This is a genomic window from Ruegeria sp. CDSB114, from assembly GCF_059611025.1.
Genome location: NZ_JBXWOT010000004.1, coordinates 132778 through 158628 on the forward strand (window position 1 = coordinate 132778; position 25851 = coordinate 158628).

A 25851-nucleotide genomic window follows, 5' to 3' on the forward strand; every position below is an offset into this window, starting at 1 on the left:
TTCTTACCTTTATAATAGGTATTCAAGATACCTAATAAGGGAGATGGCTCATGCAGCCCGTTGTGTTATTGATCTCGCTGATCCTGATGGCAGTGCTGTCACTTGTCTTCTGGTTGGCCGTGCGGGCTTCTGATGGGCCGGAACCCGGACCCAAGGCCAACTCGAAACGTTCGGGCTTGATCTGGGCAATGACGATTGTCGGCGTAATTGTTGCGGTTGGCACATTGCGACCGTGGCCGCATGCCGTAGCCAGCAAAGACGACGCCTTGACCGTCTCTATCACCAGCGGGCAGTGGTGGTGGGATATCGACACCGTCGAGATCCCCGCTGGAATACCCATAAATTTTAGCGCCACGACCGAAGACGTTACCCACGGATTGGGCATTTACACCTCAGACCTTCGCCTTCTGACGCAGGTCCAGGTGATCCCGGGCTACACAACCGAAGTCACGTATACGTTCGATGATCCGGGCTCCTACCAGATCCTGTGCATGGAGTTCTGCGGAGTGGCACATCAGGACATGGTCAACGAATTCGAAGTCGTCGCGGTGGAGGACTGAATGAGCACTGCATCTGAACCTTTTGCGGGGAAATCAATCGCCGCTGAACCTCAAACCGGAGCAGTCAAGCTCACGATGATCCTTTCAGGCGTGGTTTTTGCCTTGATGATGGTCTTTGGCCTGATAATGCGCGCCGCGCAGGGTCAATGGATCGAAGTGGATCCTGCATTGTTCTATCAGCTCCTGACGGCCCATGGTGCCGGAATGGTCGGTACAGCGGCGCTGTCTGGCGCCGCGATCATGTGGTATTTTTGCGGACGTCACATTGTCCTGACAGCTGCAATTTTCTGGGCTTTCCTTGCCCTGTTCCTGTTGGGTGTTGTCCTGATCCTAGGCTCGATCTTCATCGGCGGATATGGCGGCGCATGGACATTCCTGTTTCCGTTGCCCGCGATGTCAGGCGGAGCGTGGGAAGCGGGCGCGGCTGCTGCGTTCATGCTTGGATATGTTTCAATTGGCGTTGGTTTTCTGCTTTATTACCTCGAGCTTGGCCGCCAGATCCATGCCCGCTATGGCAATCTTGTCCGGGCGCTAGGTTGGAATCTGATCCTCGGGCGAGAGGACGACAATCCTCCACCACCAACCATCGTTGCAGCGGCGGCGGTGACCATATTCAATTCGATCGGAATCATCCTGGGCGCAGCGGTTTTGGTGGCAAGCCTTGTCCATCTGCTGGTACCGGGATTTGAAGTTAATGCGCTGCTGGCCAAGAACCTGATCTATTTCTTTGGCCACGTTTTCATCAATGCCTCGATCTATATGGCGGTGACTGCGGTTTATGAAATCCTGCCGGAATACACCGGCAAGCCTTGGAAATCGAACCGTCTGTTTGCGATAGCCTGGAATGCGGTACTGATCTTCGTGATGGCTGTTTACTGGCACCATCTGCTGCAAGATGTCGTCATGCCACCCTGGATGCTGGTGGTCGGGCAATTGGTTTCGTACTTCAGCGGCATTCCCCTCATCGCGGTCACGGCGTTTTCCACATTCCTCTACGTGCGCGGCTCAAAAATGACCTGGGATCTGACGTCCTCGCTGCTGGTTCTGTCCGTGGCAGGCTGGGCGGTTGGCTCAATCCCCGCGTCGATCGATGGAATGATCAGCGTGAACAAGGTGATGCACAACACTATGTGGGTCCCGGGGCATTTTCACACCTACCTGCTGCTGGGCGAGGTGGCGATGGCCTTTGGTTTCATGGCCTGGCTGGTTCGCGGTAAAACTATCGCCCAGATGAGCGGGCTGGACCGTGTCGCCTTTGTGACCTACCTCGCGGGTGCCGCAGGGTTTGTGACGGTGTTTCTTTTCTCTGGCGCGGCTTCGATCCCACGTCGCTGGGCAGTGCACTATGAAGAATGGCTGATGCACGACCGTATAGGCACTTTGTTCAGCGTGCTGATCGTGTTGGCAACATTGGCTTTTGTTTTGCGCTTTGTTTTGCGTCTTGGGCGGAGTAACGGCTGATGATGGCGCGCGCTCTTCCATCGGTTCTGGTCGCAATCATGGGCCTGGGAATGCTCTGGCATGCCACAGACGGAGGGCAGGCATTCACCAGCGAAGCCGCACGGAGATTGGACGTGGTGCGCGCACCACGTCCAGTTCCGGCCCTGCAATTGGAAGATATGTCAGGTCAGTTGCTGCCCCTGTCGCCGCAAGGGGAAGAGGTGGTTCTGGTCGAGTTTATCTACACTGTGTGCGGCGACATCTGCCAGGTTGCAGCGGCGGATTTTGCCGAGATCCGGGATCAATTGGAGCTGCGCGAAGTGCCCGTCCGGATGATCTCGGTCAGTTTCGATCCCGTGCGGGACACGCCAGAGCAGATGGCAGTTTATGGAGATGCCCATGAGGCGGACGGCAATATGTGGACCGTCGCGCGGCCGAGACCGGAAGAATTACCGGCATTGTTGAAGCTGTTTGACGTGACCGTCATCCCGGATGAGTGGGGCGGGTTTCAGCACAATGCCGCGATCCATGCGATTGACAGCAACGGCAGATTTTCGGCGGTGTTTGATACCGATGCGATCGACGCTGTTCTAACCCATTTGGAGGAGCACAGCTCATGAAGTTGCTTGGCCTTGCATTACTTGCGGCTGCTGAAGCTGTCGCACTTCGTTATGCGGTGATTGAAAGCCCGATCCAGCATGTCTTGGTTCAGATGCCATTGCTGGTTTTGGCCGGGGTTTTGTTGGCCTGGAACAGGCAGGTTCGGCAAGAATGGGCGGTTCCATTGCTACTTGTCGCCTTAACCGTCTTTCTGTTCTGGATGCTTCCGCGAAATGTCGATTGGGCGCTGACATCGACGGGCGAAATTGCCAAATACCTAAGCTTGCCACTGTTGTTGGGCGTTCCTCTAAGGGTGTCCTGGCCCAGGCTGGACCCGGTCCTGAGGGGGTTTCTGAAGGCTAACGCGTTGTCGATGCTGGGCGTGCTGGGATTTCTGTACACGCATGCACCTGTCAGGATCTGCAACTCTTACTTGGTCTCGGCTCAGAAGGATCTGGGCATGGCCTTTCTCTACCTCGCTGCTGGCTTGAGCTGTCTCTGGGCTATCCCGATCCTGTTTGGAATTCCAAGTGGCCAAAGGTCGAGCGCGACCAGCTGCGCAAGCTGTGGAGTGTAATACGAAATGACCTATGCTGACACAGTCATTGGGTTTGCAGAACTGGCGCAAAAGAAAAGCGTCAACCTGCGAGCAGATCCAATTGCCTTTCTGATCCTCGCTGTGAAGGCGGGTGCGTTTGTTGGGGCGGGCATCCTGCTGATCTTTTCCGTGGGGCAGGGCGCGGATCCATCCATCCGTCCCATCGTCATGGGGGCTAGCTTCGGTATCGCCTTGACCCTTGTGGTCTTTGCAGGGGCCGAGCTGTTCACCGGTCACACCATGTACATGACGCACGGATTGCTTGCCAAAAGTATTGCGTGGTCGGATGTGCTGCGCTGTTGGTTTGTCAGTTGGGCAGGAAATCTGATCGGGGCCATATTGTTGACGTTGCTGTTCGTCGTAGGCGGTGGCGGACTTATCCTGGGAGCAGGAGAAGACGCTTTGCTTTACAAGGTGGCCACCAAGAAGATGCACGGCACCGAGTTGGAGCTGTTCGCCAAAGCGATCCTGTGCAATTGGCTGGTTTGTCTCGCCTTGTGGTGTTCGGCGCGCGCAAAAGACGATGTTACCAAATGCATCGTCATCTTCTGGTGCCTGTATGCATTTATCGCCGCCGGGTTTGAACACAGTGTTGCGAACATGACTGTGTTTTCACTGGCGCTGCTCTCAGATCATCCCGACAGCATCACCCTGACTGGAGCCGCCCACAATTTGACGTATGTCACCTTGGGCAACGCATTCGCCGGTGCCGGGATCATGGGCTACGGCTATTGGCGAGCGGCGTCCAAACCCACGGTCAAGGGTGTCGCGACGCCTGCGTCAACCAGGCATCCTGTCTAGTCAGGGCGTGATCATGAGCGTGATACAACTTGCCAATATCCCCGTCTCCAGAGACCGATAAGCAAATGCCGGGCCTGTGTCTGGGGCCGAGCAACTCAAAAAGGTAGGATCACTCACAATCTCCAACTGGATGTATTCGCTGGAAATCGCATACTTTCTTGTTAGGGTGCAGCCGGCGCAGAATTCAATCTGCAGCCGTTTGCACAGCGTTTATTGGAGCTGCCATTTGATCATTCCATTTCATGTGCGGGAGATGCTGCGGCGCATCAAAATGCGATATGATGTTGAACGCACGCCACAGCAGATGGCCCCAAGCGACGAAGTGTTTTCGCCTTTACGCCCCTCTCGCAAGGCTGACCGTAAGACAGTTGCGCGGTTCTGGGATCATCTAAAGCCCAAGGCAAGCGGCGCAGATCAGGCATTGATTGCGGATCCTGCAACAGTCGAGGCATCTGAAACCTACAGCGCCAATATTGAAAACTTCATTGGAACTGTGAAAGTGCCAGTTGGCATCGTCGGGCCTTTGCGCTTGAACGGTATGAACGCCAACGGGGATTTTTATGTGCCTCTGGCGACGACTGAGGCCGCGCTTGTTGCCTCTTATGCGCGGGGGGCCTTTGCAGCTGGCCGGTCTGGTGGGGTCAGCACAGCTGTTTTGTATGAAGGTGTTTTGCGTACGCCGGCCTTTGTGTTCGAAAGCCTTTTGCAGGCCGGTCAGTTCGTGGATTGGGTGGTCAGCAATGTCGATGAACTCCAGGCGGCGGCTGATGCCACAACCGGGCATGGTAAACTTGTCTCGCTGGAGCCTTTCATAGACACAAATATCGTCTTTCTGATTTGCCGCTACACCACAGGTGATGCGGCCGGTCAGAACATGGTAACCATTGCAACGGATGCGCTGTGCTGCACCATCACCAAAGACTGTCCAGTTCCAATTGAGAACTGGTATATTGAGGGAAATTTTTCAGGCGACAAAAAAGCCTCGGCGCTTGGATTGGTAACGGGTCGTGGCCGAAAGGTTAGCGCGTCGGTAACCTTGCCTGCGGACGTCGTGGAAAAGACGCTTGGCACCACCGTGGATGCCATGCTGGCTTATGGTCGGGTCGCCAATCTTGGGTCACATCTGTCGGGTCAGCTTGGAGCTCAGGCCCATTATGCCAATGGGCTTGCGGCCTTTTACATAGCAACTGGGCAGGACGCGGCCTGTGTCGCCGAAAGCGCGATGGGGGTGACGCGGATGGAGCCCAGAGGGGATGATCTTTTCTGCTCGGTGACGCTCCCGAACATCCTTGTCGGCTCCGTGGGCGGTGGTACCGGTTTGCCCAGCCAGACTGCGGCACTGAACATTCTGGGATTGAAAGGCGCCGGCCACGGCACGGCGCTGGCCGAAGTGGCTGCCGCCATATGCCTGTGCGGAGAAATATCGATTGTCGCCGCAATCGCTGCGGGGCATTTCACGCGAGCCCATGAAAGTTTGGCCCGCCAAAGATGACTTTGCTGGCTCGACTGTGGATATATCAATCCGAACGCTTCCCACTGAAGAAAACTGTTCCGCTTTTGCTGGTGTTTTCAGCAGCAAGTATCTGCGTATCGGCCCGGCTTGCTGATCGACCATTGCCCGAGTGGTCTGCCTTTGTGGTGGGGTTCGTACTGGCGATGACGCTGTTTTTTCAGATGCGCGTTTGCGACGAATTCAAGGATGCCGAAGAGGACCGCCGCTACCGGCCCGAGCGACCGATACCCCGAGGGCTGGTGTCCCCGGCTGAGGTGCTTGTGCTTGGTTTGCTGACCCTTCCCATGGCCGCCGCCGCTGCATGGTTTTGGTACCTCCCGGTTCTGTGGTGCCTTTTCTTGGTTTGGGTATGGCTGGCGGCAATGACGGCCGAGTTCGGGGTGCCAACCTGGTTAAAGGCGCGCCCAGTTCTATATCTCGTCAGTCATATGGCGATCATGCCGCTGATCGACTTGCTGCTGACCAGCATCGAATGGCTTCCGGCCGGAAAGGCCGCATCAATGCTGTGGTTATTTCTGGCGTTGTCTTTCGTGAATGGCTGCGTTCTTGAGATCGGTCGCAAGCTATGGTCGCCCGAAAACGAAATTGACGGGGTGGACACCTATTCCGGTCTTTGGGGGTATCGCCGCGCCGCTATCATTTGGCTGTGCTGCGTTGTGCTGTCATTCGTGTTTCTGGTTGGCACGGGGTTTGCGTCTGGAGCTGGTTGGTTAACCGTATTGGTCGGGGCCGCTGCGTTCGTGCCTTGTGGTCTTGCGGCACGCAGCTATGTGAAGGCTCCAACACCCAAGGCACAAGACAGGATGGACGCAATCGCGGGGCTATGGGTATTTTTCTGCTATGCCACTGCGGGCTTTCTGCCGTTCCTGATTGGAGGCTTTAGATGACCCTTATCATCAATCAATCCGATGCGACTGACCCAACAGTGGTCGGAGGAAAAGCCGCTGCGCTATCAAACCTCGCTCGTCGCGGATTCAATCCACCTGCGTTTTTTGTTATCACCGATGCCGCATTCCGTGCAGGTAAGACAGGGCCTGTCGCAGCACGTGGGTTGAGTAAGGCGCTTGCCGCTGCGCTGGATGCGTTGGGTCCGGGATATTATGCAGTGCGTAGTTCCGGTCGGGCCGAAGATGGTGTCGAACACAGCCATGCAGGTCAGTTTGATACGGTTTTGAATGTCACCGGTAGCAAGGTCATACAGGCGGCAAAACAGGTTTGGCAATCGGGGTTTGCGGATACAATTGCCACCTATCGCTCGGTCAAATCCGGAGGCGAGACAGAAGCGCCCGCGATAATCGTACAGCGCATGATTGATGCGGCGACCGCGGGTGTTGCTTTTTCGGCCGATCCAGTGACCGGGCAGCGAAACACCGTTGTCGTGTCTGCCATCAAAGGTTTAGGCGATGCGCTGGTAGCAGGTGAGGTCGATGGTGAGGATTGGATTATTGATCAAGCCAAACAGCCCGAGTGCGCGCAAACCACGCCTCAGGTTTTGACACCGGAACAGGTGCTGCAGGTTGCGATGCTGGCGCGCAAAGCGGAAGAGGCTTTTGGCGTCCCCCAAGACATCGAGTGGGCGTTCGATGCGGATGGGCTGCACATTCTTCAGGCTCGGCCGATTACGACCGAGCTGCGACCAGTGGCGGTGCCGGATGATGTACTTACCATTTTTGACAATTCGAACATCGTCGAAAGCTATCCGGGCATGGTCAGTCCACTGACCTATTCTTTTGCCCTGCACGTCTACTCACGGGTTTATCGCGCTTTTGTGCGGCTTCTGGGCGTTTCGAATAAAACTGTCGCGCAGAACTCAGCCATATTCGACAATTTTCTTGGGCGTATTGATGGGCGTGTCTACTACAATCTGGTCAACTGGTATCGGGCGCTGTCGTTGCTGCCGGGGTTCTCGCTGAATCGCGATTACATGGAAACGATGATGGGTGTGTCCGAACCCATGCCCCGCGAGATCACAGATAGCATTGGACCTGCTCCTGCCAGAGGTGTGCGCAAGATACTGGAATACGCCAAACTAGCGACGGTAGCGGGCAGTCTGATCTGGCAGGCCGTGCGTTTGCCGCGCACGCGGCGTAAATTCTATGTCAGGCTGAACGATGTTCTGGACCGTGGTCTGGACATAGAAGCTGCGAATGCAACCGAACTGGCCGCCGAGTATCGTCAGATCGAAAGCACTCTGCTAGATCGCTGGGATGCGCCGCTTATCAATGATTTCCTTTGCATGGTCGCGTTTGGGGCATCGCGCAACTTGCTGCACAGGTGGTTGGGTGAAGACGGGCTGTTGCTGCATAACGACGTCATGATTGGTCAGGGTGATATCGTCTCAGCCGAACCGGCGCAGCGTATTGCCCGCATGGCCGGCTTGGTCCGCAAGGCCGGGATTGCTGATCAGCTAGGCGCGAAATGCCGGTTGGAAACCCTTGCTCCTTACCCTGAGATTGAAGCCGAGGTTCGGTCATATCTCGATAAATTCGGGGATCGATGCACTGAGGAGTTGAAGCTGGAGAGCATTCCGCTGCGCGATGATCCCACCAGCCTATTGATGGCCGTCGCAGCCAGTGCCGCCCGTCCTGAGGGTAAGCGACACATCGGCACCGAGCCGGATTGGAAAACCCTGTTTCCCGGCAATCCGCTGAAACGCTACCTATCCAAATGGTTCGTAGGCTGGGCCAAGGGCCGCGTACGTGACCGTGAAAACCTGCGCTTTGAACGCACCCGTATCTTTGGCCATGCGAGACGTGTTTTTCTGGGAATTGGTCGAGAGTTTTCGGCAAGGGGGCTGCTTGCAGAACCCCGAGACGTATTTCATCTGACGACGTATGAGGTCTTGGGAGCCGTCGAAGGGTTCAGCCTTTCGCCTGATCTGAAAACCATAGTCGCGCAGCGTCAGCGCGAAGAATCCGCTGCGTCCCAGCGTCCGGATCCGCCAGAACGTATAGAAATTCGAGGTCCCGCCATTGCTCCGATTTGGGCGGAAATAGAAGAAGTCGACAGCGACCCGGAGCGGATAAAATCCGGTACTGGCTGTTCAGCTGGACAAGTTATCGCAAAGGCCCGTGTGATCCGTGACCCGCGGACTGAGGCGCTGCAACCTGGTGACATCCTCGTGGCGCGTCACACCGATCCGGGCTGGATCGCAGTATTTTCGAACGCCTCGGCCATTGTTGTGGAACGGGGGTCACTTTTGTCGCATTCCGCAATAGTGGCGCGAGAGTTGGGAATCCCATGTGTGGTCGGTCTGAAAGGGGCCACTCATTGGATCAAGGATGGCGAAACCCTGTCGGTCGACGGGGCGAGTGGCAAGGTGGAACGGTGCGATGGGGCATAGTGAAATCGAGGGCAGGGCTGATTTTGATCACATCCGCTATGCACAGCTATGGGAAGATGCAGACGTTTTGACCGACGCGCTGGGCGATTGTGCCGGGGGAACGCTGGTATCCATCTGCTCGGCCGGGGATAATGCGCTGGCTATGTTGACACTCGATCCAGCGAAAGTTGTGGTTGTCGATTTGTCGCCAGCACAAATCGCCTGCCTAAAGCTACGAATTGGCGCTTTCCAGACCCTGACACATCCCGAGTTTCTGGAGCTGACGGGATCGCAGCCCAGTAAGAGGAGAGCAGCCCTGCTGGAGCGAGCTTTGCAGGACACCGATCCTGAAACCCGAACCTTCTGGAGTGGTTTTGTCCCTGACGTGGAACGTTACGGGGCAGGCGGGGTTGGCAAGTTCGAGCGGTATTTTCGCATCTTCCGCACCCGGCTTTTGCCGTTTGTGCATTCACGACGTACGATTGATGACGTTTTTACACCCCGGTCACCTGAGGCGCGCGAGGTTTTTTTCGATACGCGCTTTGACACCTTCAGATGGCGGCTGTTGTTGAATGTGTTCTTTTCCCGCTTTGTGATGGGGCGCATGGGTCGCGATAAGGCGTTTTTCGATCACGTAGAGGGTAGCCCCGCCCAGCATGTGGCTCGTCGCATTCGCCACGCGGGCGTTGATACCGACCCGTCACAGAATCCCTATTTGCACTGGATTCTGAAAGGCACGCACGGAGACGCGTTGCCGATGGCATGGCGGCCCGAGCATTTTGATACGATCCGCACCCGCCTGGATCGTCTCGATATCCGTCCGGGATCATTAGAGGCTTTTGTCTCGACCGGTGAAAAAGCCGACGGGTTCAACCTGTCTGACATTTTCGAATACATGTCGCCCGATGTATTTGAGCAAGTCTATGGCTCGATCCTGTCGGCTGCCGCGCCCAAGGCACGTCTCGTGTATTGGAACATGATGGCACCGCGCCGCGTGCCTGCTCGATACAGGAGCGAAGTTGAAACACATCGCAGGACTGAGGATCGACTGAAGTCACGCGATATGGCATTTTTCTACTCGGATTTCGTCGTGGAAGAGGTGCTTTCGTGAGCATCCAGGCCCAGATTTTACTGGCCTTGGCGTCTGTTGCGGCCCTGTTGGGATCGATGGCAGTTGTCCGATGGCTGGCGCAAAAGTTCGGCTTGAGCGCAGAAGTGCAACGTAAACTGATGCATGTTGGAACCGGACTCTTTACACTGGTTCTGCCGTGGATTTTTCCGGAACGCTGGCCAATATACATGCTAATAGGGGTAACGCTGATCGTCATGCTGATCTTGCGCCTGCCCCGGTTCTCACAAGGTCTGGGCGCAACCCTACACAGCGTCGAGCGCACGTCATACGGCGATTTCCTGTTGGCGCTATCCGTTGGGCTTTGCTTGTTGCTGGCCGGGGAAAACACCCTGTATTACGTGCTTCCGATCGCCGTTTTAACACTGGCTGATGCCGCAGCCGCGCTTGCCGGGACCACGTACGGGACCAAACGCTATGTGGTCGAAGATGGCGAAAAAAGCCTAGAAGGGTCAGTGGTGTTTTTTGTCGTAACGCTATTGGTTGCGATCATCTGCTTCTTGTTTTCGTCGAAACTCCCACCGTCCAACATCATGATGCTGTGCCTTATGGTTGCGGCCTTTGGCACATTGGTCGAGGCACAAAGCTGGCGGGGGTTTGACAACTTGTTCCTGCCGCTTGGCTTGCTGATTTTTTTGAAAGTTCACTACTACAGCTCCTTGGCAGAGCTGGCTTTGCTGGCCATTTTGTTCTTTGCCGCACTTGCCAGTTTTGGGGTGGTGGGAACCAAGCTGGGCCTGACCAAACATACGACCCGTGTGTATGTTGTTGCGGTTTTTCTGCTGCTGGCGACCGCGAAACTGCAAAATACAGAACTGCCGATCATGGTTCTCGCGGCACACGGCTGGGCACGTACTGCTTCTCCTTGTGACAGTAAGTTCCCCGATTTGGACATCGTAGCCGCCTTGGGGCTAATAGGGTTCGGCTGGCTTGCAGCGGGAAATGCAACGGGATGGGATGCAATATCCTTTTTTGGAATGAGTGCAATGGGGTTGGCCATGGGGCTCACAGCTGTGGCGCTGCGTGCCATTCCTATTGCGATACCGCTTGCTGCAGCTGTCCTGTTTCTAATCCGTACCTGGGCGGTTTCCCTGAATTCTGACCAATCAAATTGGGCCGAGCCTTTGACCGCGCTCTCACTTGTATCACTCGCATTTATGGCGATTGTGCCCTTGGTGCTTCCGCATTTGCTCCAAAAGAACCGCGTTTCGAGGCTCACGCTTTTGGCGCTGTTACCTCCGCTTGCCTATTTCATCTGGTCCATAGCAGGGTCTATTGACGGCGGGATTGTTGCTGGAGTTGTATCATGACGAAAGAAAACATTCAGACCAAAGGCGCCAAACTATCTGTTTATCTGCAGGGCCCTGATTGGGATGGTGCCCCAGCGGCAACAATAGGCGACTTCTCGTGCGAGACCCCAGAGGCCGGTCTGGAGGTACTGCAAACGGCTATTGGACGGGTCCGGTACGCTGGGGTTGATCGGATTATTGGACCTATGTCCGGTGATACATGGCACAGTTATCGGTTTGTATCGGACAGTGATGGATCAGCACCCTTTTTAATGGAGCCGACGCACAAGTCACATGAGCCCGATGTGTTTAGGGCGGCAGGATTTGCCGCCATCAGTAAGTATTTCTCGGCGCGAGTATCATTGGCGCAAACGGCCAATTCGTCTCTAGCTGCAGTTGATGGGTTCGACGTAGAACCCTGGGACGGAACCAACCCTGAGGAGTTGTTCCGGCAGGTGTATCAACTATCTGTCGAAGCTTTTTCACGAAACGCTTTCTATAAACCTATTTCTGAGCGCGATTTTCTTGCAATGTATATGCCTGTCGTTCCGATGTTGAAGCGCGAGCTTATCTTTTTTGCCCGCCGTCCGGACAGCTCATTAGCGGGCTTTCTGTTTGGTATTCCGAACTATGCTGAAGGCCCAAACCCAACAGCCGCGATCCTGAAAACTTATGCAAGCCTTGAGCGTGGTGCGGGTCGCCATTTGGCCAGTCATTTCCACAAATCTGCTCTGAAGCTAGGCTTTGATTCCGCTATCCACGCGCTGATCCATGATGACAACCAATCCGCGGATCGCAGTTTTGTTGAAGGGGCCACGGTATTTCGGCGGTACAACCTGTTAGGACTGCGCCTGGATGACTAACTTGTTGGATCAATTTGCCGTAGCGGTTGATAGACACCCGGACCGGACGGCCATTGTTGAAGGCAGCGGTCGCGAGGCCACCTTTCGTGATGTGCAGATACGCGCGCAGCAAATGGTTAGAAAGTGGAGACGTAAGGGGATTGGGCGTGGCGACCGCGTTCTTCTGGCGATGCCGGTCAACGCTGATCTCTACGCAAGTCTTGCGGCCTTGTGGTCGTTGGGCGCAACGGTGGTTTTGCCTGAACCCGCGATGGGACTCGCGGGGCTGCGTCATGCAGCGAGAACGACCCGACCCAAGGCTTTTTGCGCGTCGGGTTATTTCGCGTTGCTCAGGTTTGTTGTGCCGGAACTCTTGAGGCTGCGCCTTTTGCTACCAGGCACCGCCCGGGGTGATCTGAGCGTCGCGCCCGTTCAAGACGGTGACACGGCGCTCATTTCCTTTACATCCGGCACTACAGGTCAGGCCAAGGCCATCCCCCGCAGCCACGCGTTTCTGATGGCACAACATGATGCCATTGCGCCGCTTCTGGACAGTGATGCAGTTGAACGGGATCTGGTAGCGTTCCCGGTATTCACCCTGATCAACCTGGCGGCTGGGCGCACGACAGTTCTGCCGAATTGGAGAATGAGTAATCTGGATCGACTATCCTCCGAACAGTTTGCGGGCTGGATATCGAAGCAGCAAGTGACCCGTCTATTGATACCTCCGTCGTTGTGCGAAAAACTTGCACAGCGTAAAGATACGGGCCGGCTGCACACAGTCTTCACCGGCGGCGGTCCGGTATTCCCTGACCTGATTGAAAGGCTCCTCGCCAATTCCGGTCTGGACGTGGTCTGTGTCTATGGGTCAACCGAAGCTGAACCGATTGCGCATCTTGATGCGCGGGAAATCACCGAAGTTGATCAACTTGAAATGGCGGCGGGCAAGGGGCTTCTTGTTGGGCATCCGGTTTCGAAAATCAAACTCCGAATTCAGGACGATGAAGTTCAGGTGGCGGGCGATCATGTAAATGATGGCTATCTTGATCTCGCACACTCCAAGGAAAACAAAATCAAAGACGGTACTACGATTTGGCATCGAACCGGTGACGCGGGTCGGTTAGATGATCAGGGGCGATTGTGGCTGTGGGGCAGACTGGGGAGCGATGTGACAACCCCGGCTGGTCAAACCTTTCCTTTTGCAATCGAAGTAGCTGCCCGGCAATGGCCGAGCGTGACGAACAGCGCGCTCATGAGCTTCGATGGGCGTCCGATTTTATGCATTGAAGGCGACGCGGATCAGCTTTCAAACTGGAATAGCCTGGCGCAGGAATTCGGTGTTGCCAATGTGACCCATGTGAAAAAAATGCCTATGGACAAACGGCACAGGTCCAAAGTTGATCGGAAAAAACTCACCCAATTATTGGGTTATTAAATCACAGAATTTTCACCTTAAGAGCTCCAACGGAAAACCGTGGTCGAGCACACTTTTTGCCTTCCAACCGAAAGGCAGGAAAGTCCGGGTGCTTATGAAAAACCAGTGCCAGCATAGCTGCTCGCCGCATGAATGACTATTTCTCCCACTGCAAGTTGGCTGTGAGAAAGCGCAAGGGACAGGTTGGGCTCATTTGAGACATTTATCGCAGCGTCGATGAGGGGTTGTTGTTCGTTCTGGGTTAGAAATGCTTGATGTTTCGGTCAGAATTGAATGAACCAGACCCAACCGTCACAGTTGGGCTAGAAATGTGATGAACGTTCGACGTCAGAAGGCGCTTCAATGTAGGGCATCAGCCGAATTTGATCTTTGGGTGGCTTTGTTGATGGCTTAAAAAACATCACATTGGCACGTTGCGATTTCGTCAGGAGGAGGCACCCACGTCCTCAGCAAAGCCTATCCCAACCTTGGCTGGTCTCGTTCTAGGTATTTCCGTTCAAATATCGCGTCATATCCGGAGCGGCCATAAGCGTCTGAATGAAAGTCCCGAAATGTTCAAGCGACCCTGCGCGCGGGTCGCTGTCGCGCCATGCCAATCTGATAGAACGGCCAAAGATCCCATCAGCAATGGGATGTGTCGTTGCCAAGCCGCCGAAACGATCAGGGCCACTCACAGACAATGCCGGAAACAGCGCACAACCCTCTCCGAGTGCGACCATTTGCCGGAGCATTTCAAGGCTGCTCGCCACCCTCTGTCCAGGTCGGTCAATCCGGTCGCAGAATGCTACGGTCTGATCTCTTAGGCAGTGCTCTTGAGAAAGCAGAACGAGCTGAGAGGACAGAACCTTGGACCAGCGAACTTTCTCATTGGGTCTGAAGTTCAGATCCTTGGGGCAGGCAAAAACAAATGGTTCGTGAAACAACGGAAGCGCTCTCAGTACAAGCTGTTTCGGGGCCGTCGCAATCAGTGCAGCGTCCAGCGTCCTCCTGACGAGCATCTCTTCAAGAACGTGAGTGGGTTCTTCGAACAATGACAACTGGAGATTGGGGTACGCATTTTTGAGAGACTTGAGGATAAGCGGCAGCAAGTAAGGCCCAAGTGTTGGAAGTACCCCAAATTTCAACTCTCCCTCCAGATTGTCACTTAGGCTCAGCGACAATTCCAGCAGTTCACGGGCCTCTGTCAGAAGGATTTCTGCTTTTTGCAGAACTATCTGGCCATTTTGCGTCAACGAAATATGCCGTCCGTGGCGTTCGAATATCGAAAAGCCAAGACGCGCCTCCAGCTTGGATACCTGTTGACTGATTGCAGGTTGTGAAACCCCACAGATATCAGCCGCCCGGCCAAAATGACCTTCTTCGGCAATGCTTTGAATGTACTCAAGATCTCTGAGTGAAAGGCCGGCGACTGAGGTTCTTCTAACCATGCATCACCTCTGATTATCGATCGGATAATTTATATAAGTTGGAGTAATTTGGCGGTTTTCGGTTTTGTCCTGCCAATACCAACTCAGGAGATTGACATGACCAGTAAATCGAAGCTGACCACCGCATTTGGCGCGCCAGTGCCTGACAACCAACACACACTGACGGCAGGGCCGCGTGGACCTGCGCTGCTTCAAGATGTTTGGTTTCTCGAGAAGATGGCCCACTTTGATCGCGAGGTGATCCCCGAACGTCGGATGCATGCCAAAGGATCCGGCGCTTACGGCACATTCAAAGTGACCCATGACATCACCCAGTATACGCGTGCCAAAATGTTCTCTGATGTTGGCAAGAAGACGGATCTCTTCCTGCGGTTCTCGACCGTTGCAGGGGAACGCGGCGCAGCGGATGCAGAACGGGATATCCGCGGCTTCGCTATCAAGTTTTATACGGAAGAGGGCAACTGGGATCTTGTGGGCAACAACACCCCTGTGTTCTTCCTTCGCGATCCGCTGAAGTTTCCCGATCTCAACCATGCCGTCAAACGCGATCCGCGGACGAACATGCGCAGTGCGGATAACAATTGGGATTTCTGGACCAGCCTTCCCGAAGCCTTGCTTCAGGTGACGATTGTTATGTCTGATCGGGGGATTCCGGCCACCTACAGACACATGCACGGCTTTGGCAGCCACACGTTCAGTTTTATCAACTCGGACAACGAGCGGTTCTGGGTCAAATTCCATTTCAAAACGCAACAGGGGATAAAAAACCTCACCGACGAGGAAGCAGCACAGATCATCTCCGGTGACCGTGAAAGCCACCAGCGTGATCTTTTTGACGCAATTGAAAACGGCGATTTTCCTAAATGGACGCTTTATGTCCAAGTCATGCCAGAGAAGGATGCGGGTACATATCACCTCAACCCGTTTGATCTGACCAAGGTTTGGCCACATGGGGATTATCCGTTGATTGAGGTTGGCGAGCTGGAATTGAACCGGAATCCTGAGAACTACTTTGCCGAGGTTGAACAAGCAGCCTTCGCCCCCTCTACAATCGTGCCTGGTATCAGCTTTTCGCCGGACAAGATGTTGCAAGGACGTCTGTTTTCTTATGGTGACACTCAGCGGTATCGGTTGGGTGTCAACCATTCCCAGATCCCTGTGAATGCGCCTCGTTGCCCGTATCATTCCTACCATCGTGATGGCGCGATGAGGGTCGACGGCAATGCCGGATCTCGGATTGGCTATGAGCCCAACATGCATGGCGAATGGTCCGAGCAACCGGATTTCTCTGAACCACCTTTGTCCATCGAAGGTGCTGCGGATCATTGGAACCACCGCGAGGATGATGACTACTTCTCGCAGCCCGGTGATTTGTTCCGCCTGATGACGCCAGAGCAGCAAGAAGTACTGTTCGAAAACACTGCCCGCGCAATCGGGGCTGCACAAAGAGAAATTCAGATCCGCCACATATCGAACTGTCTCAAGGCAGATCCTGCATATGGTGCCGGTGTAGCAAGGGCTCTTGGTTTGACCGATGAAAGTGGGTTCCCCGCGTAAAGACAATTGGCAAGCCCCCGATCTTCGGGGGCTTGCCTGATACTGCGGGGTATTCGACGGCGGGCACCGTTTGGTGTGATCGGGTATTCCGTCGCTGCGTGTGGCTAAACAGCCTTTTGGCGACGACCTTGGGGAAAGACGGTTTCCATACGCGGGCGCATTGGCCGGCTCACACATTGCAGCTACCTGATGCGCCTTCGTTTTGATTGACGGTGGCGGGATTGCTTGTGACCGATGCGGCCCCTCGTGTCAGAAGACTGCCAATCTCAGACCCCAACTGCAGTTCTGAGACCTGTCCAAGGTGATGCACAACGATCCGTCCCGACTGATCCAACAAGACAAGGCTTGGTGTGCCGCGCATGCCAAAGCGAGACATAGTGTTTGGCAATGGTCCTGCGCCCTGTTTGTCCACGCCGACAGGGAACGTGATGCGATATTCATGCAGGAAAGCTTGCAAAGACACCGGTGTCATAGCGTTGTGATGCTCGAACACGGTGTGCAGGCCAATTACGGCTACCTTCTCTTCAGAAAACGTCCTCTGAATCGACTGCGCCAAGGGAATACCGTGCAGGACACATCCTGGGCACAGCATTTGAAAGGCCTCAATGACGACAACCCGTCCTTTTAGGTTATCTAGGGTTAGGGGTGTGTCTGTGTTGAACCATTCCCTGACGTCTAACTCTGGTGCTTGCATTTTCCTCGTCCTCAGTAGCAGGCAGCCGCCGTGGGTTCGGCGGCTGCGCAATCGAATGTTAGTGAAGCTTGCCCGGCAGGCTCAGTTCGCCGGATGCGACGTCGAAGACATCTGTGACGCACAGCAAGGGCGCATGGATATTAGCGTTCACACGCAAGGCCGAGGTGACACCATCGTAAGCCACGCCATCCAACTCCACATCGCTGGCGAAGCCTGCGTTCACCGAGATTTCAGGGCCGTCGAACAAGGGCGTAAATCCAGGGCTGTCTAGAAAGATCGGAAACCCAGGCCATGTCGCAGGTAGCTTGGGCGAGGAACCCTCGGGGATGTCACGCACGGCAAGCGCGTCGGGCCCGCACGCTTCGGTCGGGGTCAACACAACCCAGTGGCTGTGCCATTCGATGCCGTCATTCGCCGGATCTCCGTCGCCGTTCTCGTCGAAAAGCGGTGTGTCATCAAAATCAGGATGACTGGTTGCAGCCATTGCAAGGATACCTGTGCCGCCTTCGAACCCAACAGCTGAAGGGTCCAAAGAAGTAGGCCAGACATATGACCAGACGTCTGATCCACCGACCTCTCCGGTTGCCGCTGGAACCGAAGCGCCAGCCGTCCCATTCGTTGTCATGTGAAAAGTGACCGTGTTTCCATTGCGATGCGCATGCGCGGCCAGAATGTCAAAGTCCGCGACTTTACTGGCGTCTGCCGAAGATATGATGGCGCCATCTTGATGGATGGCATGGTTCCCATCTGCAAGAGCCGTGCCTCCGATGACCAGCGCCAAAGTGGAAGTGAGCATTGAGAGTTTCATGAGTGTCTCCAATCAAATAATATCGAGTCGCTACTATAGTGAGAAATGCATTGCAACTATAATTTCGACTCGCTACTAAAAGTGTTATGAACACAGACCACCGCATACGCACACTGATCAACCGTCTGGCCCGGATCGATGCTTCCGAAGGGTGGGCAGGAGATTTGAACCCGACTCAGAGGATGGCGCTGGAATACCTCGCAGAGGCGAACATGTTCTCGCGCTCGCCGTCGCATGTTGCAGAATACATCGGAACAACCCGTGGAACGATGTCACAGACGCTCAAGGCTTTGACGCGCAAGGGCTATGTAGAAGAGCATCGCAAAGAGCTTGATCAACGGTCGATCTCTTATGACCTGACCAAGGAAGGGGTCAAAATTGTACGTCAGCCGAACCCTGTTGCACAGGCAATTGGAGATATGCCCGTAGAAAACCAAGCCATGCTTGAACAGGGTCTGATGCAAAGCCTCAGTCTGGCTTTGGCCGCAAATGGAGGCCGATCGTTCGGTCAATGCAAATCCTGCACTCATCATGATGCCACGACTAAAAACGGTTTTTGCAAATTGTTGGGTGTTTCATTGGAATCCGGCGACAAAGACAAGATCTGCATTGAGCACGAGGAAGCTAGATGAGCCATCCGGAACTGTCGGTAAACATCGACGGCATTTTTCTTGGATCCATCAGAGATTGCTGGGAAGGTAAACCACCGTCTGCTATTCAAAAAGACCGGGTGGGTGGGCGGCAAGCCATTACCTTGCTTGGATTTTCCGGGGACGCTCAGGCGGACCTGACCGTGCATGGAGGCGAAGACAAAGCCATCCATCATTATGATTTTGATCACTATTCGGCTTGGCAAGCAGAGGACCTAATGGCACCCGGCACAGTGCCAGCGGCGTTTGGCGAGAACATTTCTACGACGGGACTGACCGAGGAAAACCTCTGCATCGGCGACATCCTGTCACTCGGGACGGCGGTAGTTCAAATTAGCCAGGGACGGCAACCGTGCTGGAAACTTGGGCTACATACGGGACGCAAGGAAATGCCTTACCAGTTTCAGAAGACGGGCCGAACCGGATGGTACTACCGTGTCCTGGAACCGGGTGAAGTTGGCGCCGGTGATCGGATCACCTTGGTTGAAAGGTTAAATCCCAATTGGTCTGTATTGGCCGTCACACGTGCAAGGTTGACTCGTCGCATTCTGCCAGAAGATGCAGAGGTGTTGTCTCAGATGAAAGAACTGGCTCAAGGTTGGCGACAAGCGTTCTGCCGAATGGCGGAAGGCAACGCCATAGAGGATACATCGGCGAGGCTAGGTGCCTGAGGCATCGTATGAAGCATTTAAGCCGTGGTCGGCGATAACGCACCTTCCTCGAGCCGAAAACAATCGAGAACACGAAAGCAGCTAACCGCCTACTATCAGTCCTTTGGCAAACCGAACTCATTTGAGACATAAGCCTCAGCCTCGATGAAAGTTAGTAGCCTTGGGGCTGAAATACTTGACGTTAGGGTCAGAATTGAATGACGCAAACTGCTCATTGCTTGAGGACACCCTCTGATGGGCATGTTTTCATATCACGTCTCCGCGAAGTCACCCGCCGCTTGCGCAAGAATCCAGTCAACCCCCCGCAGAAAATCGTCTATTGTCAGGGGATTGTCTTCTCCGCTCGAGGCTGAGAGCACAAACCCATGTGCATAGTCGATCAGCACGTGAACAAGAACATCACCGCCATCGCTGTATTCGAGTTGGTCCGTGCTGACCTTTAATTCCTCGGCCACGTTCATGAGGTCCGCGCTCATGAGCGTTACATCGTCTAGGATTGCACGGAGTAGATTGGCGTTCTTCAAAGCGCAACCATAGTAAGCCGCCATAATGCAGCGGGCGCGTTTGACCGGGTTGCCACCATTCACTCCATCCAAGACGCCTGCAAAGGCAAGTTCCGCCAGATCGGACAATAGTTGCTTCTTGCTACCTGCGTGATAGGTCACGGCCATCGGAGTGACGTCAAGCTGATCGGCAAGTATGCGAAACGATAGCGCATCAACACCTTTGCTTTGGACGATCGGCAATGCGGCCTGCAGGATCACTTGCTTCGAAAGGCGCTGTGCAGCCTTTGACGGTCGCCCTGGTGGAGAAGCTTTCGTCACCTGGTTTTCAGTCTGTAATCGAGATCTACCAGACCGGAGGAAAAGCTGCTAACCGAAACCAATTCCAGATCAACGTCACCTTCTGTTTCACCAAAGATCCGAATGCCTTCACCGATCAGAATGGGAACCAAGGTAATCCGCATGTCCTCAATCAGCCCGGCTTTGAAGAAGGATTGGATGATTGCACCGCCATCCACATAAACTCGATTGTAATCACGCGCGCCAAAATCCTCCATCAAATCAGTGGGTGTTTTGTCTGAAACTTCAACTCGATCGCGCAGTTCATCTGGAATGCCTGAGGGTTTCATTGAGCGACTGAGAACCACCACCGGTTTCGTGTAAGGCCACTCTCCAAATCCCAGAACTGTCCGGTACGATCCGGACCCCATCACGATCACGTCGACGCTACTCTGAAACGCGGCAAACCCGTGATCTTCGTCTGCAGTGGGTTGCTTTTCCAACCAGTCCAGCCTGTGATCTGGCCTTGCGACAAAACCGTCTAGGCTCATTGCCATCATGATATGTCCTGTGGGCATCCTCTGGGTCCCTATAATTTATTTATATGCCGTATAATAATGGCTCTGAGGATACTCAAGGGGAATGACTGCTACGATTGACCCAGAATCCAGTCCGAGAAGGACTGTACTGCGCCGGTTGGAGCGGAGCTATACGGTTGAACCAAAAAATACCCATAGTCGGGCAGATCGGTTTCCGACAACCGAAACAGTCTTTCAGCATTTAGATCGTCCCGAACCAGATCATCCATCAAAGCTATTCCCTGTCCGTCGATGACTGCTTGCGCCCGGACATTTGGGTCAGGAACGATTAGCGCATCTCTCCTTGATTGTCGGGGAAGCTTTGCGACGTTCAGCCAATCAGACCAGGCGTTGCTGTCATCACGATCTCTCAGTAGCGTAAGATGCGATATTGCCTCTTTCATTCCTAACTCTATCACTAGGTCAGCTGCCGCCCGGTCACCCACAGGATAGGGCGGCATGGGCATGAACGGAGTAACGGTGCCGCCGATCCAATTCCCGTTACCCCACCTGATTGCAAGATCCACATCCTGCATCTCAGCTTGTGAAAACTCGATCATCGGTTGAATGCGAATCTGTACGTCCGGGTGGCTTTGCATGAATGACATCAGGCGTGGCGACAGCCAGCGCGCAGCGAAATAGGTCGAGACCCCAACGGTTAGAGAACGCGTTGAAATCCCCTTTAACGCATGAATTTCAGCTTCGATTTCTTCGTATCGGGTCTGACAGATCGCGAGCAGTTTTAATCCTTCACCAGTGAGTGTGACACCACGCGATGTGCGCTGGAACAGGATCATTCCAAGATCGGCTTCAAGCGTTTTGATCTGATAGCTGATGGCGCCCTTTGTCATGTTGAGCGCCGATGCTGCCGTCGAGAAGCTGGAATAACGAGCAATCTCAGCAAATAGCCTGAGTAAGTCATGGTGATGAAATCGGGTACTCATATTCTTAGTGTACAAATTTTCTAAACGCTAAGAGTAGTTTTTTTCGATTTTCAAACATGTTTTTAAGGTCGACAACAGCATTCAAGCTCGTGGAGCGATGAAATGACGTTGGACTCGTTGAACGCAATAGCAGAAACACCGACACCGGCGGGGCACCGCGGCCGCGCGCGCAGACGCCGCTTGGCCCGTAGTATTGCCCCTTCTGAGAGCACACCGTTCACGGGTCGCAGGATACCTGCATACAATCTACTAAGTGAAACGGTATTGGCCCGGATCGAAGATCAAGCCGACTGGATTCTAAGCAATATTGGCGTCGAGTTTCGGGGGGATCGAACGGCACTGGATCACTTCGCCCAAACGGGTGCCCGCATCGATGGCGAACGCGTGCGGTTTGAACCGGGTCATGTCCGTGCGCTTTGTGCTACGGCCCCAGGTGAATTTCAGTTGCATGGCCGAGACCCGGTCAGAACGGTGACACTTGGCGGTGACAACGTTGTGCTGATGCCGGGATACGGCTCTCCCTTTGTCAGCGATCTGGTGAAGGGCCGACGATATTCGACGCTGAAGGATTTCCGCAATTTCGTCAAACTGGCCTACAGTGCGGCTGCCTTGCATCATTCCGGCGGCACGGTTGTCGAGCCGACAGATGTGCCGGTGAATAAACGGCATTTGGACATGATGCTGGCGCATCTGACACTCTCAACCAAGCCCTTTATGGGCTCTGTTACGGCACCCGAGCGCGTGCGTGACAGTATCGAGATGGCACGCCTCGTCTTTGGACGCGACTTCATGGAGCACCACGCGGTGATGCAGGCCAATATCAACGTCAATTCGCCATTGATTTATGATGATACCATGTCGACGGCTCTGCGTATCTATGCGGAGGCAGGCCAATGTGTCTGCGTCTCCCCTGCGATTTTCGCGGGTGCCATGGGGCCGCTTTCGCCGGCGGCGGTGGCGGCGCAAACTCTGGCAGAAGCGATGGTTGGCATTGCGCTTGCGCAACTGGTGCGCCCCGGTTGTCCGGTGGTGTTCGGCTCGTTCCACTCCACAATGAACTTGCGCACGGGCGCTCTAACCTTTGGATCGCCCGAGGCGAACATGACCACGATGGCGCTGACACAATTGGGACGAAGGCTTGGCGTACCTGTGCGCTCTGGCGGTGGGCAGATCACCGCCTCCAATGCGCCAGATGGGCAAGCGATGCAGGACAGCACCGGTGCCATGTGGTCCACGCTTTTGTCCGGAGCCCATCAGGTCTGGCATGCGGCAGGCTGGCTCGAAGGTGGGCTTGTGATGTCCTACGAGAAATTCATCATGGATCTCGACCACTGTGGCGCGATGCTGAAACTGCTGCAGGGCTTCGAAACGGATGAAGAGGCCTTTGGCAGTGATGCCTATTTTGAAACGGGCCCGGGCGAAAATTTCCTGTCGACCAAACACACGCTGCGCCACTATGCGGCAGCAAATTATGAGCCACAAATTTCTGACGCAGGGCCATTCGAGACCTGGTCTGAAAATGGTGCTCTCACGTCAGATCAACGCGCCACCGCGCGGTGGCATCAGATGTTGAACGATTACCAGCGTCCTGAAATGAAACCCGGCATACAAGCCGCGCTTGAAGACTTCGTGTCAGAGCGCAAAGCGCGAATGCCGGATGAATGGTACTAGAACGGAATACCCAATACCTAAGAACTCTGCCGGGATTGCCAACTTACTTGAGCAAGATTGAAGAACGTCGGCGCCTATGTCGTCAGGAGGACATTTCGCGGGCATAGCTGATCCAAAACTGGAAGGCATCTGATCGGGCATGGTGGTATAAAGCTGAAGTAAGTTGATAGCGGGGAGACGGGAGCTGATGGTGATCTGGTCATGGGCAACCAGAAATCTCTGAGTCTGCCAGAGTGACTTGTCGGGACCGATGATCTTTTCGCGTTTTCGGGTTGATTGGTGGGATCCTTCAATCCGGTTACTTAGACCCTTGTGCACCTGGAGGTTGGCATTCGGAGCCAAATCGCAGATTGATTTGATATGGCTGCGTAGTATGTCGGTAATGACAACGCGCGGCTGACCAAATCGGTCTATCAATCGCCTCAGAAATGGCTTGGCCACTTTGGCGTTCCGTTGCGTTTGCACCAGAATGTCGAGTAAAACGCCGTCTGCATCTACCGTCCGCCAGAGCCAGCAAAATTCAGCGTAGGTGAAACCGGTTCTTCTGATCTGAAATAACTTTCTATGCGCAGTGCTGGGCTCAGGTTTTTGAAGACACTGAACAATTTCAAAATTTGATTTCGAGAACGAACTCACTTCGGTGTTTCCAGTCGCCTTTGTTCTCGCGCTTTTCTTGTCTTCGCATTGAGACCGGCTCGGGCCTATTCAGCAATTTCGTTGATCAATCGTGTCTCTAGAAGTTGACCGTTCTGGTAAAGGACCGGGTAAGCAATCGATGCAATATGACTGTTGAACTCCCGGAAAGCCCGCAATGTCTCTAGATGAATATCACTGGTTTCGAAGCTTTCCGTTGTTCCATGCTGCAACCGGCGCAGGTGACGCTTGCGGCTTTCACGTTCCACGCGTTTGATTTCGGTTTTCTCAAGGCTGAGAAGCCGGGCGCTTTCCAGATCGTCTGAAACAAGTACATTTGATGCCAGTTTCATGTTTGCAAGAATACCTTCATGCATCTGAACAAGTTCGGACCAGCCATCTTGCGAAAAGCTTGAGCCTTTGGCCCGCATTTCACCGGCCAATACAGTCAGGCGTTTGGCGACAACGTCACCCGCCGTTTCAAGCCTGATCGCAAACTCCATAAGGTCGCGCGCGGTTTTAGCATCGTGTTTTTCATATAGCTCAGGGGGTATCGCGGCGACGAAGGCTCGAATACCCGAGAGGCACCGGTTTACGTCCTCGTCAATGGCCTGAACTGACCGGATCTGTTCTTTGTCTCCGCTGCGGTAAAGTTCAAGAGCAGGACGGAACATGGTTTCGAGAAGATCGCTCATCCGCAGCAGCTCACGCTTGAGGCTCGGCAAGGCCTGATTGGGATTTGCCACGTCTTCCATGTCCAATGCGCTGACCGGTTGTGCGGGTTGCGACTTCTGTACTTTCTGCTGGTCTGGCAAGAGCCTTTCGAGCAAGTTCTGCCAGTGTCCACAAAACGGAAGGGCTAAAACCAAAAGCGACAGGTTGAAAGCAAGATGCACGTTGACTAGCATTTGCCCCCCTTGCGGGTCGCCCAAAAGCCCGGTTCGTAGGGCAAAATTTGCTGCAAACAAACTAGCCAACGCCCAACTGCCTCGCAGCGCCAAATTTGCATAGGGTATTCGTCGGGCAGTCACTGGCATTCCTCGGGTTAGCCATACCGGAATGAAGGCCGAGCCAAAGTTCGCGCCAAAAACCAAAGACATTCCGGCGGCAAATGGGATCGCTCCAATTTGCACAAGTGTCACACACATAAGGATGGCCGCTACCGAGGAATGCATGACGAAGGCTAAGGCACTCCCGACAAGAAATGCAGTGATATAGTCGCGCGACAAGTAATCCGCCACTGCGGGTAAAAATGCACTGTCCCGAATTGGGTCCATCGCCTCACGAAGGAACCGAAGTGAGATCAGGATAAAGGCAACGCCCATCAGAATGCGCCCTAGTTGTCGGGCTTTTTTGGCTTCGGTCTTGACGAATAGATAGCCTCCAATCGCCAGCAGCATTGGAATAAGCCAGTCCAACCGGAACGTAAGAATCTGGATGATCAGTGCTGAACCCAGATCGCCTCCGAGCACAATCGCCAGACCGGCAGGAAAACTCAACATTCCACTGGCAGCAAACCCAGAGGTCAACAGCGCCACTGCCGCCGAACTTTGCAGTACAACCGCCATCATCAGACCCACAAGTGAGGCCTGCAGGTAACTGTGCTGTCGCGTCAAAACGCGCTGGAACGACGCTCCATAGCTGCGCTCAATTCCAGTGCGTACCATTCGAACTGCAAAAAGCAGCAACATCGTCGCGCCAGCAAGGCTGATTAAAAAGCTGACTATCGCCATGCTCTACCTCACTCCCACGGTTTGCTTGGAATAACAGGGTGCGCTGCAATCTTGCCAACCAACGACCGGAGACCGACCCGGTGATTTTGCGGCCGAGTAATTTCGATAAAACGCTCAGCGCCCGAGTTTGCTGAAATAAATCGGACGCGCCTGTTCCACCGGGAAAACGCATTC

General features: G+C 54.4%; 23 protein-coding genes and 1 pseudogene. 16 read left to right on the plus strand and 8 right to left on the minus strand.

Annotated elements, in window-relative coordinates; genetic code table 11:
• Positions 1-50 precede the first annotated feature (50 nt).
• The 12 genes from AC2FIP_RS12060 to AC2FIP_RS12115 all read left to right on the plus strand — a co-directional run bounded on the left by AC2FIP_RS12060 (position 51) and on the right by AC2FIP_RS12115 (position 13529).
• Positions 51-560, plus strand: coding sequence for a cupredoxin domain-containing protein (locus tag AC2FIP_RS12060; RefSeq protein WP_496786576.1), 510 nt, complete (start codon positions 51-53; stop codon positions 558-560).
• On the plus strand, positions 561-2021 hold the full coding sequence (locus tag AC2FIP_RS12065) for a cbb3-type cytochrome c oxidase subunit I (RefSeq protein WP_496786577.1): 1461 nt from the start codon (positions 561-563) through the stop codon (positions 2019-2021).
• Positions 2021-2620 carry an SCO family protein gene (locus tag AC2FIP_RS12070; RefSeq protein WP_496786578.1) on the plus strand — a complete coding sequence of 200 codons (600 nt, stop codon included), beginning with the start codon at positions 2021-2023 and terminating at the stop codon, positions 2618-2620. Before AC2FIP_RS12065 ends, AC2FIP_RS12070 begins: the two co-directional genes overlap by 1 nt.
• On the plus strand, positions 2617-3177 hold the full coding sequence (locus tag AC2FIP_RS12075; RefSeq protein ID WP_496786579.1) for a hypothetical protein: 561 nt from the start codon (positions 2617-2619) through the stop codon (positions 3175-3177). Before AC2FIP_RS12070 ends, AC2FIP_RS12075 begins: the two co-directional genes overlap by 4 nt.
• 6 nt (positions 3178-3183) lie before the next feature.
• Complete coding sequence (locus AC2FIP_RS12080; RefSeq protein ID WP_496786580.1) at positions 3184-3999, plus strand: formate/nitrite transporter family protein; 816 nt, start codon at positions 3184-3186, stop codon at positions 3997-3999.
• Positions 4000-4270: 271 nt separating this feature from the next.
• Positions 4271-5491 carry a hydroxymethylglutaryl-CoA reductase gene (locus tag AC2FIP_RS12085; RefSeq protein ID WP_496705617.1) on the plus strand — a complete coding sequence of 407 codons (1221 nt, stop codon included), beginning with the start codon at positions 4271-4273 and terminating at the stop codon, positions 5489-5491.
• On the plus strand, positions 5488-6399 hold the full coding sequence (locus tag AC2FIP_RS12090) for a UbiA family prenyltransferase (RefSeq protein ID WP_496696638.1): 912 nt from the start codon (positions 5488-5490) through the stop codon (positions 6397-6399). Before AC2FIP_RS12085 ends, AC2FIP_RS12090 begins: the two co-directional genes overlap by 4 nt.
• Positions 6396-8855, plus strand: coding sequence for a PEP/pyruvate-binding domain-containing protein (locus tag AC2FIP_RS12095; protein WP_496786582.1), 2460 nt, complete (start codon positions 6396-6398; stop codon positions 8853-8855). The genes AC2FIP_RS12090 and AC2FIP_RS12095 overlap by 4 nt, the downstream gene beginning before the upstream one ends.
• Complete coding sequence (locus tag AC2FIP_RS12100; RefSeq protein ID WP_496786583.1) at positions 8845-9945, plus strand: BtaA family protein; 1101 nt, start codon at positions 8845-8847, stop codon at positions 9943-9945. The genes AC2FIP_RS12095 and AC2FIP_RS12100 overlap by 11 nt, the downstream gene beginning before the upstream one ends.
• Positions 9942-11273, plus strand: coding sequence for a hypothetical protein (locus AC2FIP_RS12105; RefSeq protein WP_496786584.1), 1332 nt, complete (start codon positions 9942-9944; stop codon positions 11271-11273). Before AC2FIP_RS12100 ends, AC2FIP_RS12105 begins: the two co-directional genes overlap by 4 nt.
• Entirely contained in the window at positions 11270-12115 is an 846-nt protein-coding gene (locus tag AC2FIP_RS12110) for a hypothetical protein (RefSeq protein ID WP_496786586.1), read from the plus strand. The genes AC2FIP_RS12105 and AC2FIP_RS12110 overlap by 4 nt, the downstream gene beginning before the upstream one ends.
• Positions 12108-13529, plus strand: coding sequence for an AMP-binding protein (locus AC2FIP_RS12115; protein WP_496786588.1), 1422 nt, complete (start codon positions 12108-12110; stop codon positions 13527-13529). The genes AC2FIP_RS12110 and AC2FIP_RS12115 overlap by 8 nt, the downstream gene beginning before the upstream one ends.
• Before the next feature lie 482 nt (positions 13530-14011).
• On the opposite strand, the gene AC2FIP_RS12120 is transcribed toward AC2FIP_RS12115, so the two are convergent.
• Complete coding sequence (locus tag AC2FIP_RS12120; RefSeq protein ID WP_496749329.1) at positions 14012-14956, minus strand: hydrogen peroxide-inducible genes activator; 945 nt, start codon at positions 14954-14956, stop codon at positions 14012-14014.
• Between the two features lie 96 nt (positions 14957-15052).
• Between AC2FIP_RS12120 and AC2FIP_RS12125 the strand changes: the two genes are divergently transcribed.
• Positions 15053-16513, plus strand: coding sequence for a catalase (locus AC2FIP_RS12125; RefSeq protein ID WP_496696649.1), 1461 nt, complete (start codon positions 15053-15055; stop codon positions 16511-16513).
• A gap of 169 nt (positions 16514-16682) precedes the next feature.
• Here AC2FIP_RS12125 and AC2FIP_RS12130 read toward each other — a convergent pair whose 3' ends face one another.
• Positions 16683-17207: a redoxin domain-containing protein gene (locus AC2FIP_RS12130; RefSeq protein WP_496786590.1), complete on the minus strand. Its 525-nt coding sequence runs from the start codon at positions 17205-17207 to the stop codon at positions 16683-16685.
• Positions 17208-17265: 58 nt separating this feature from the next.
• Entirely contained in the window at positions 17266-18015 is a 750-nt protein-coding gene (locus AC2FIP_RS12135) for a hypothetical protein (protein WP_496786592.1), read from the minus strand.
• Positions 18016-18101: 86 nt separating this feature from the next.
• Between AC2FIP_RS12135 and AC2FIP_RS12140 the strand changes: the two genes are divergently transcribed.
• The gene (locus AC2FIP_RS12140; protein WP_496786593.1) at positions 18102-18647 is read left to right on the plus strand and encodes a MarR family winged helix-turn-helix transcriptional regulator; all 546 of its coding nucleotides are present in this window, start codon (positions 18102-18104) and stop codon (positions 18645-18647) included.
• The gene (locus AC2FIP_RS12145) at positions 18644-19336 is read left to right on the plus strand and encodes an MOSC domain-containing protein (protein WP_496786595.1); all 693 of its coding nucleotides are present in this window, start codon (positions 18644-18646) and stop codon (positions 19334-19336) included. The genes AC2FIP_RS12140 and AC2FIP_RS12145 overlap by 4 nt, the downstream gene beginning before the upstream one ends.
• 251 nt (positions 19337-19587) lie before the next feature.
• Here AC2FIP_RS12145 and AC2FIP_RS12150 read toward each other — a convergent pair whose 3' ends face one another.
• The 3 genes from AC2FIP_RS12150 to AC2FIP_RS12160 form a co-directional block, all read right to left on the minus strand.
• Positions 19588-20160, minus strand: coding sequence for a TetR/AcrR family transcriptional regulator (locus tag AC2FIP_RS12150; RefSeq protein ID WP_496786597.1), 573 nt, complete (start codon positions 20158-20160; stop codon positions 19588-19590).
• Positions 20157-20696 (minus strand): dihydrofolate reductase family protein, encoded by a 540-nt coding sequence (locus AC2FIP_RS12155; RefSeq protein WP_496786598.1) that lies wholly within the window; start codon positions 20694-20696, stop codon positions 20157-20159. The genes AC2FIP_RS12150 and AC2FIP_RS12155 overlap by 4 nt, the downstream gene beginning before the upstream one ends.
• 71 nt (positions 20697-20767) lie before the next feature.
• On the minus strand, positions 20768-21640 hold the full coding sequence (locus AC2FIP_RS12160; protein WP_496786599.1) for a LysR substrate-binding domain-containing protein: 873 nt from the start codon (positions 21638-21640) through the stop codon (positions 20768-20770).
• Between the two features lie 102 nt (positions 21641-21742).
• Between AC2FIP_RS12160 and AC2FIP_RS12165 the strand changes: the two genes are divergently transcribed.
• Positions 21743-23311, plus strand: coding sequence for a trimethylamine methyltransferase family protein (locus AC2FIP_RS12165; protein ID WP_496786601.1), 1569 nt, complete (start codon positions 21743-21745; stop codon positions 23309-23311).
• An 82-nt stretch (positions 23312-23393) separates the two neighbouring features.
• Here the strand turns inward: AC2FIP_RS12165 and AC2FIP_RS12170 are convergent.
• Both AC2FIP_RS12170 and AC2FIP_RS12175 read right to left on the minus strand, forming a co-directional pair.
• A pseudogene (locus tag AC2FIP_RS12170) lies at positions 23394-23824 on the minus strand (DDE-type integrase/transposase/recombinase); the annotation flags it as partial.
• Between the two features lie 188 nt (positions 23825-24012).
• Entirely contained in the window at positions 24013-25677 is a 1665-nt protein-coding gene (locus AC2FIP_RS12175) for a Na/Pi cotransporter family protein (RefSeq protein ID WP_496694035.1), read from the minus strand.
• Positions 25678-25851: the final 174 nt, after the last annotated feature.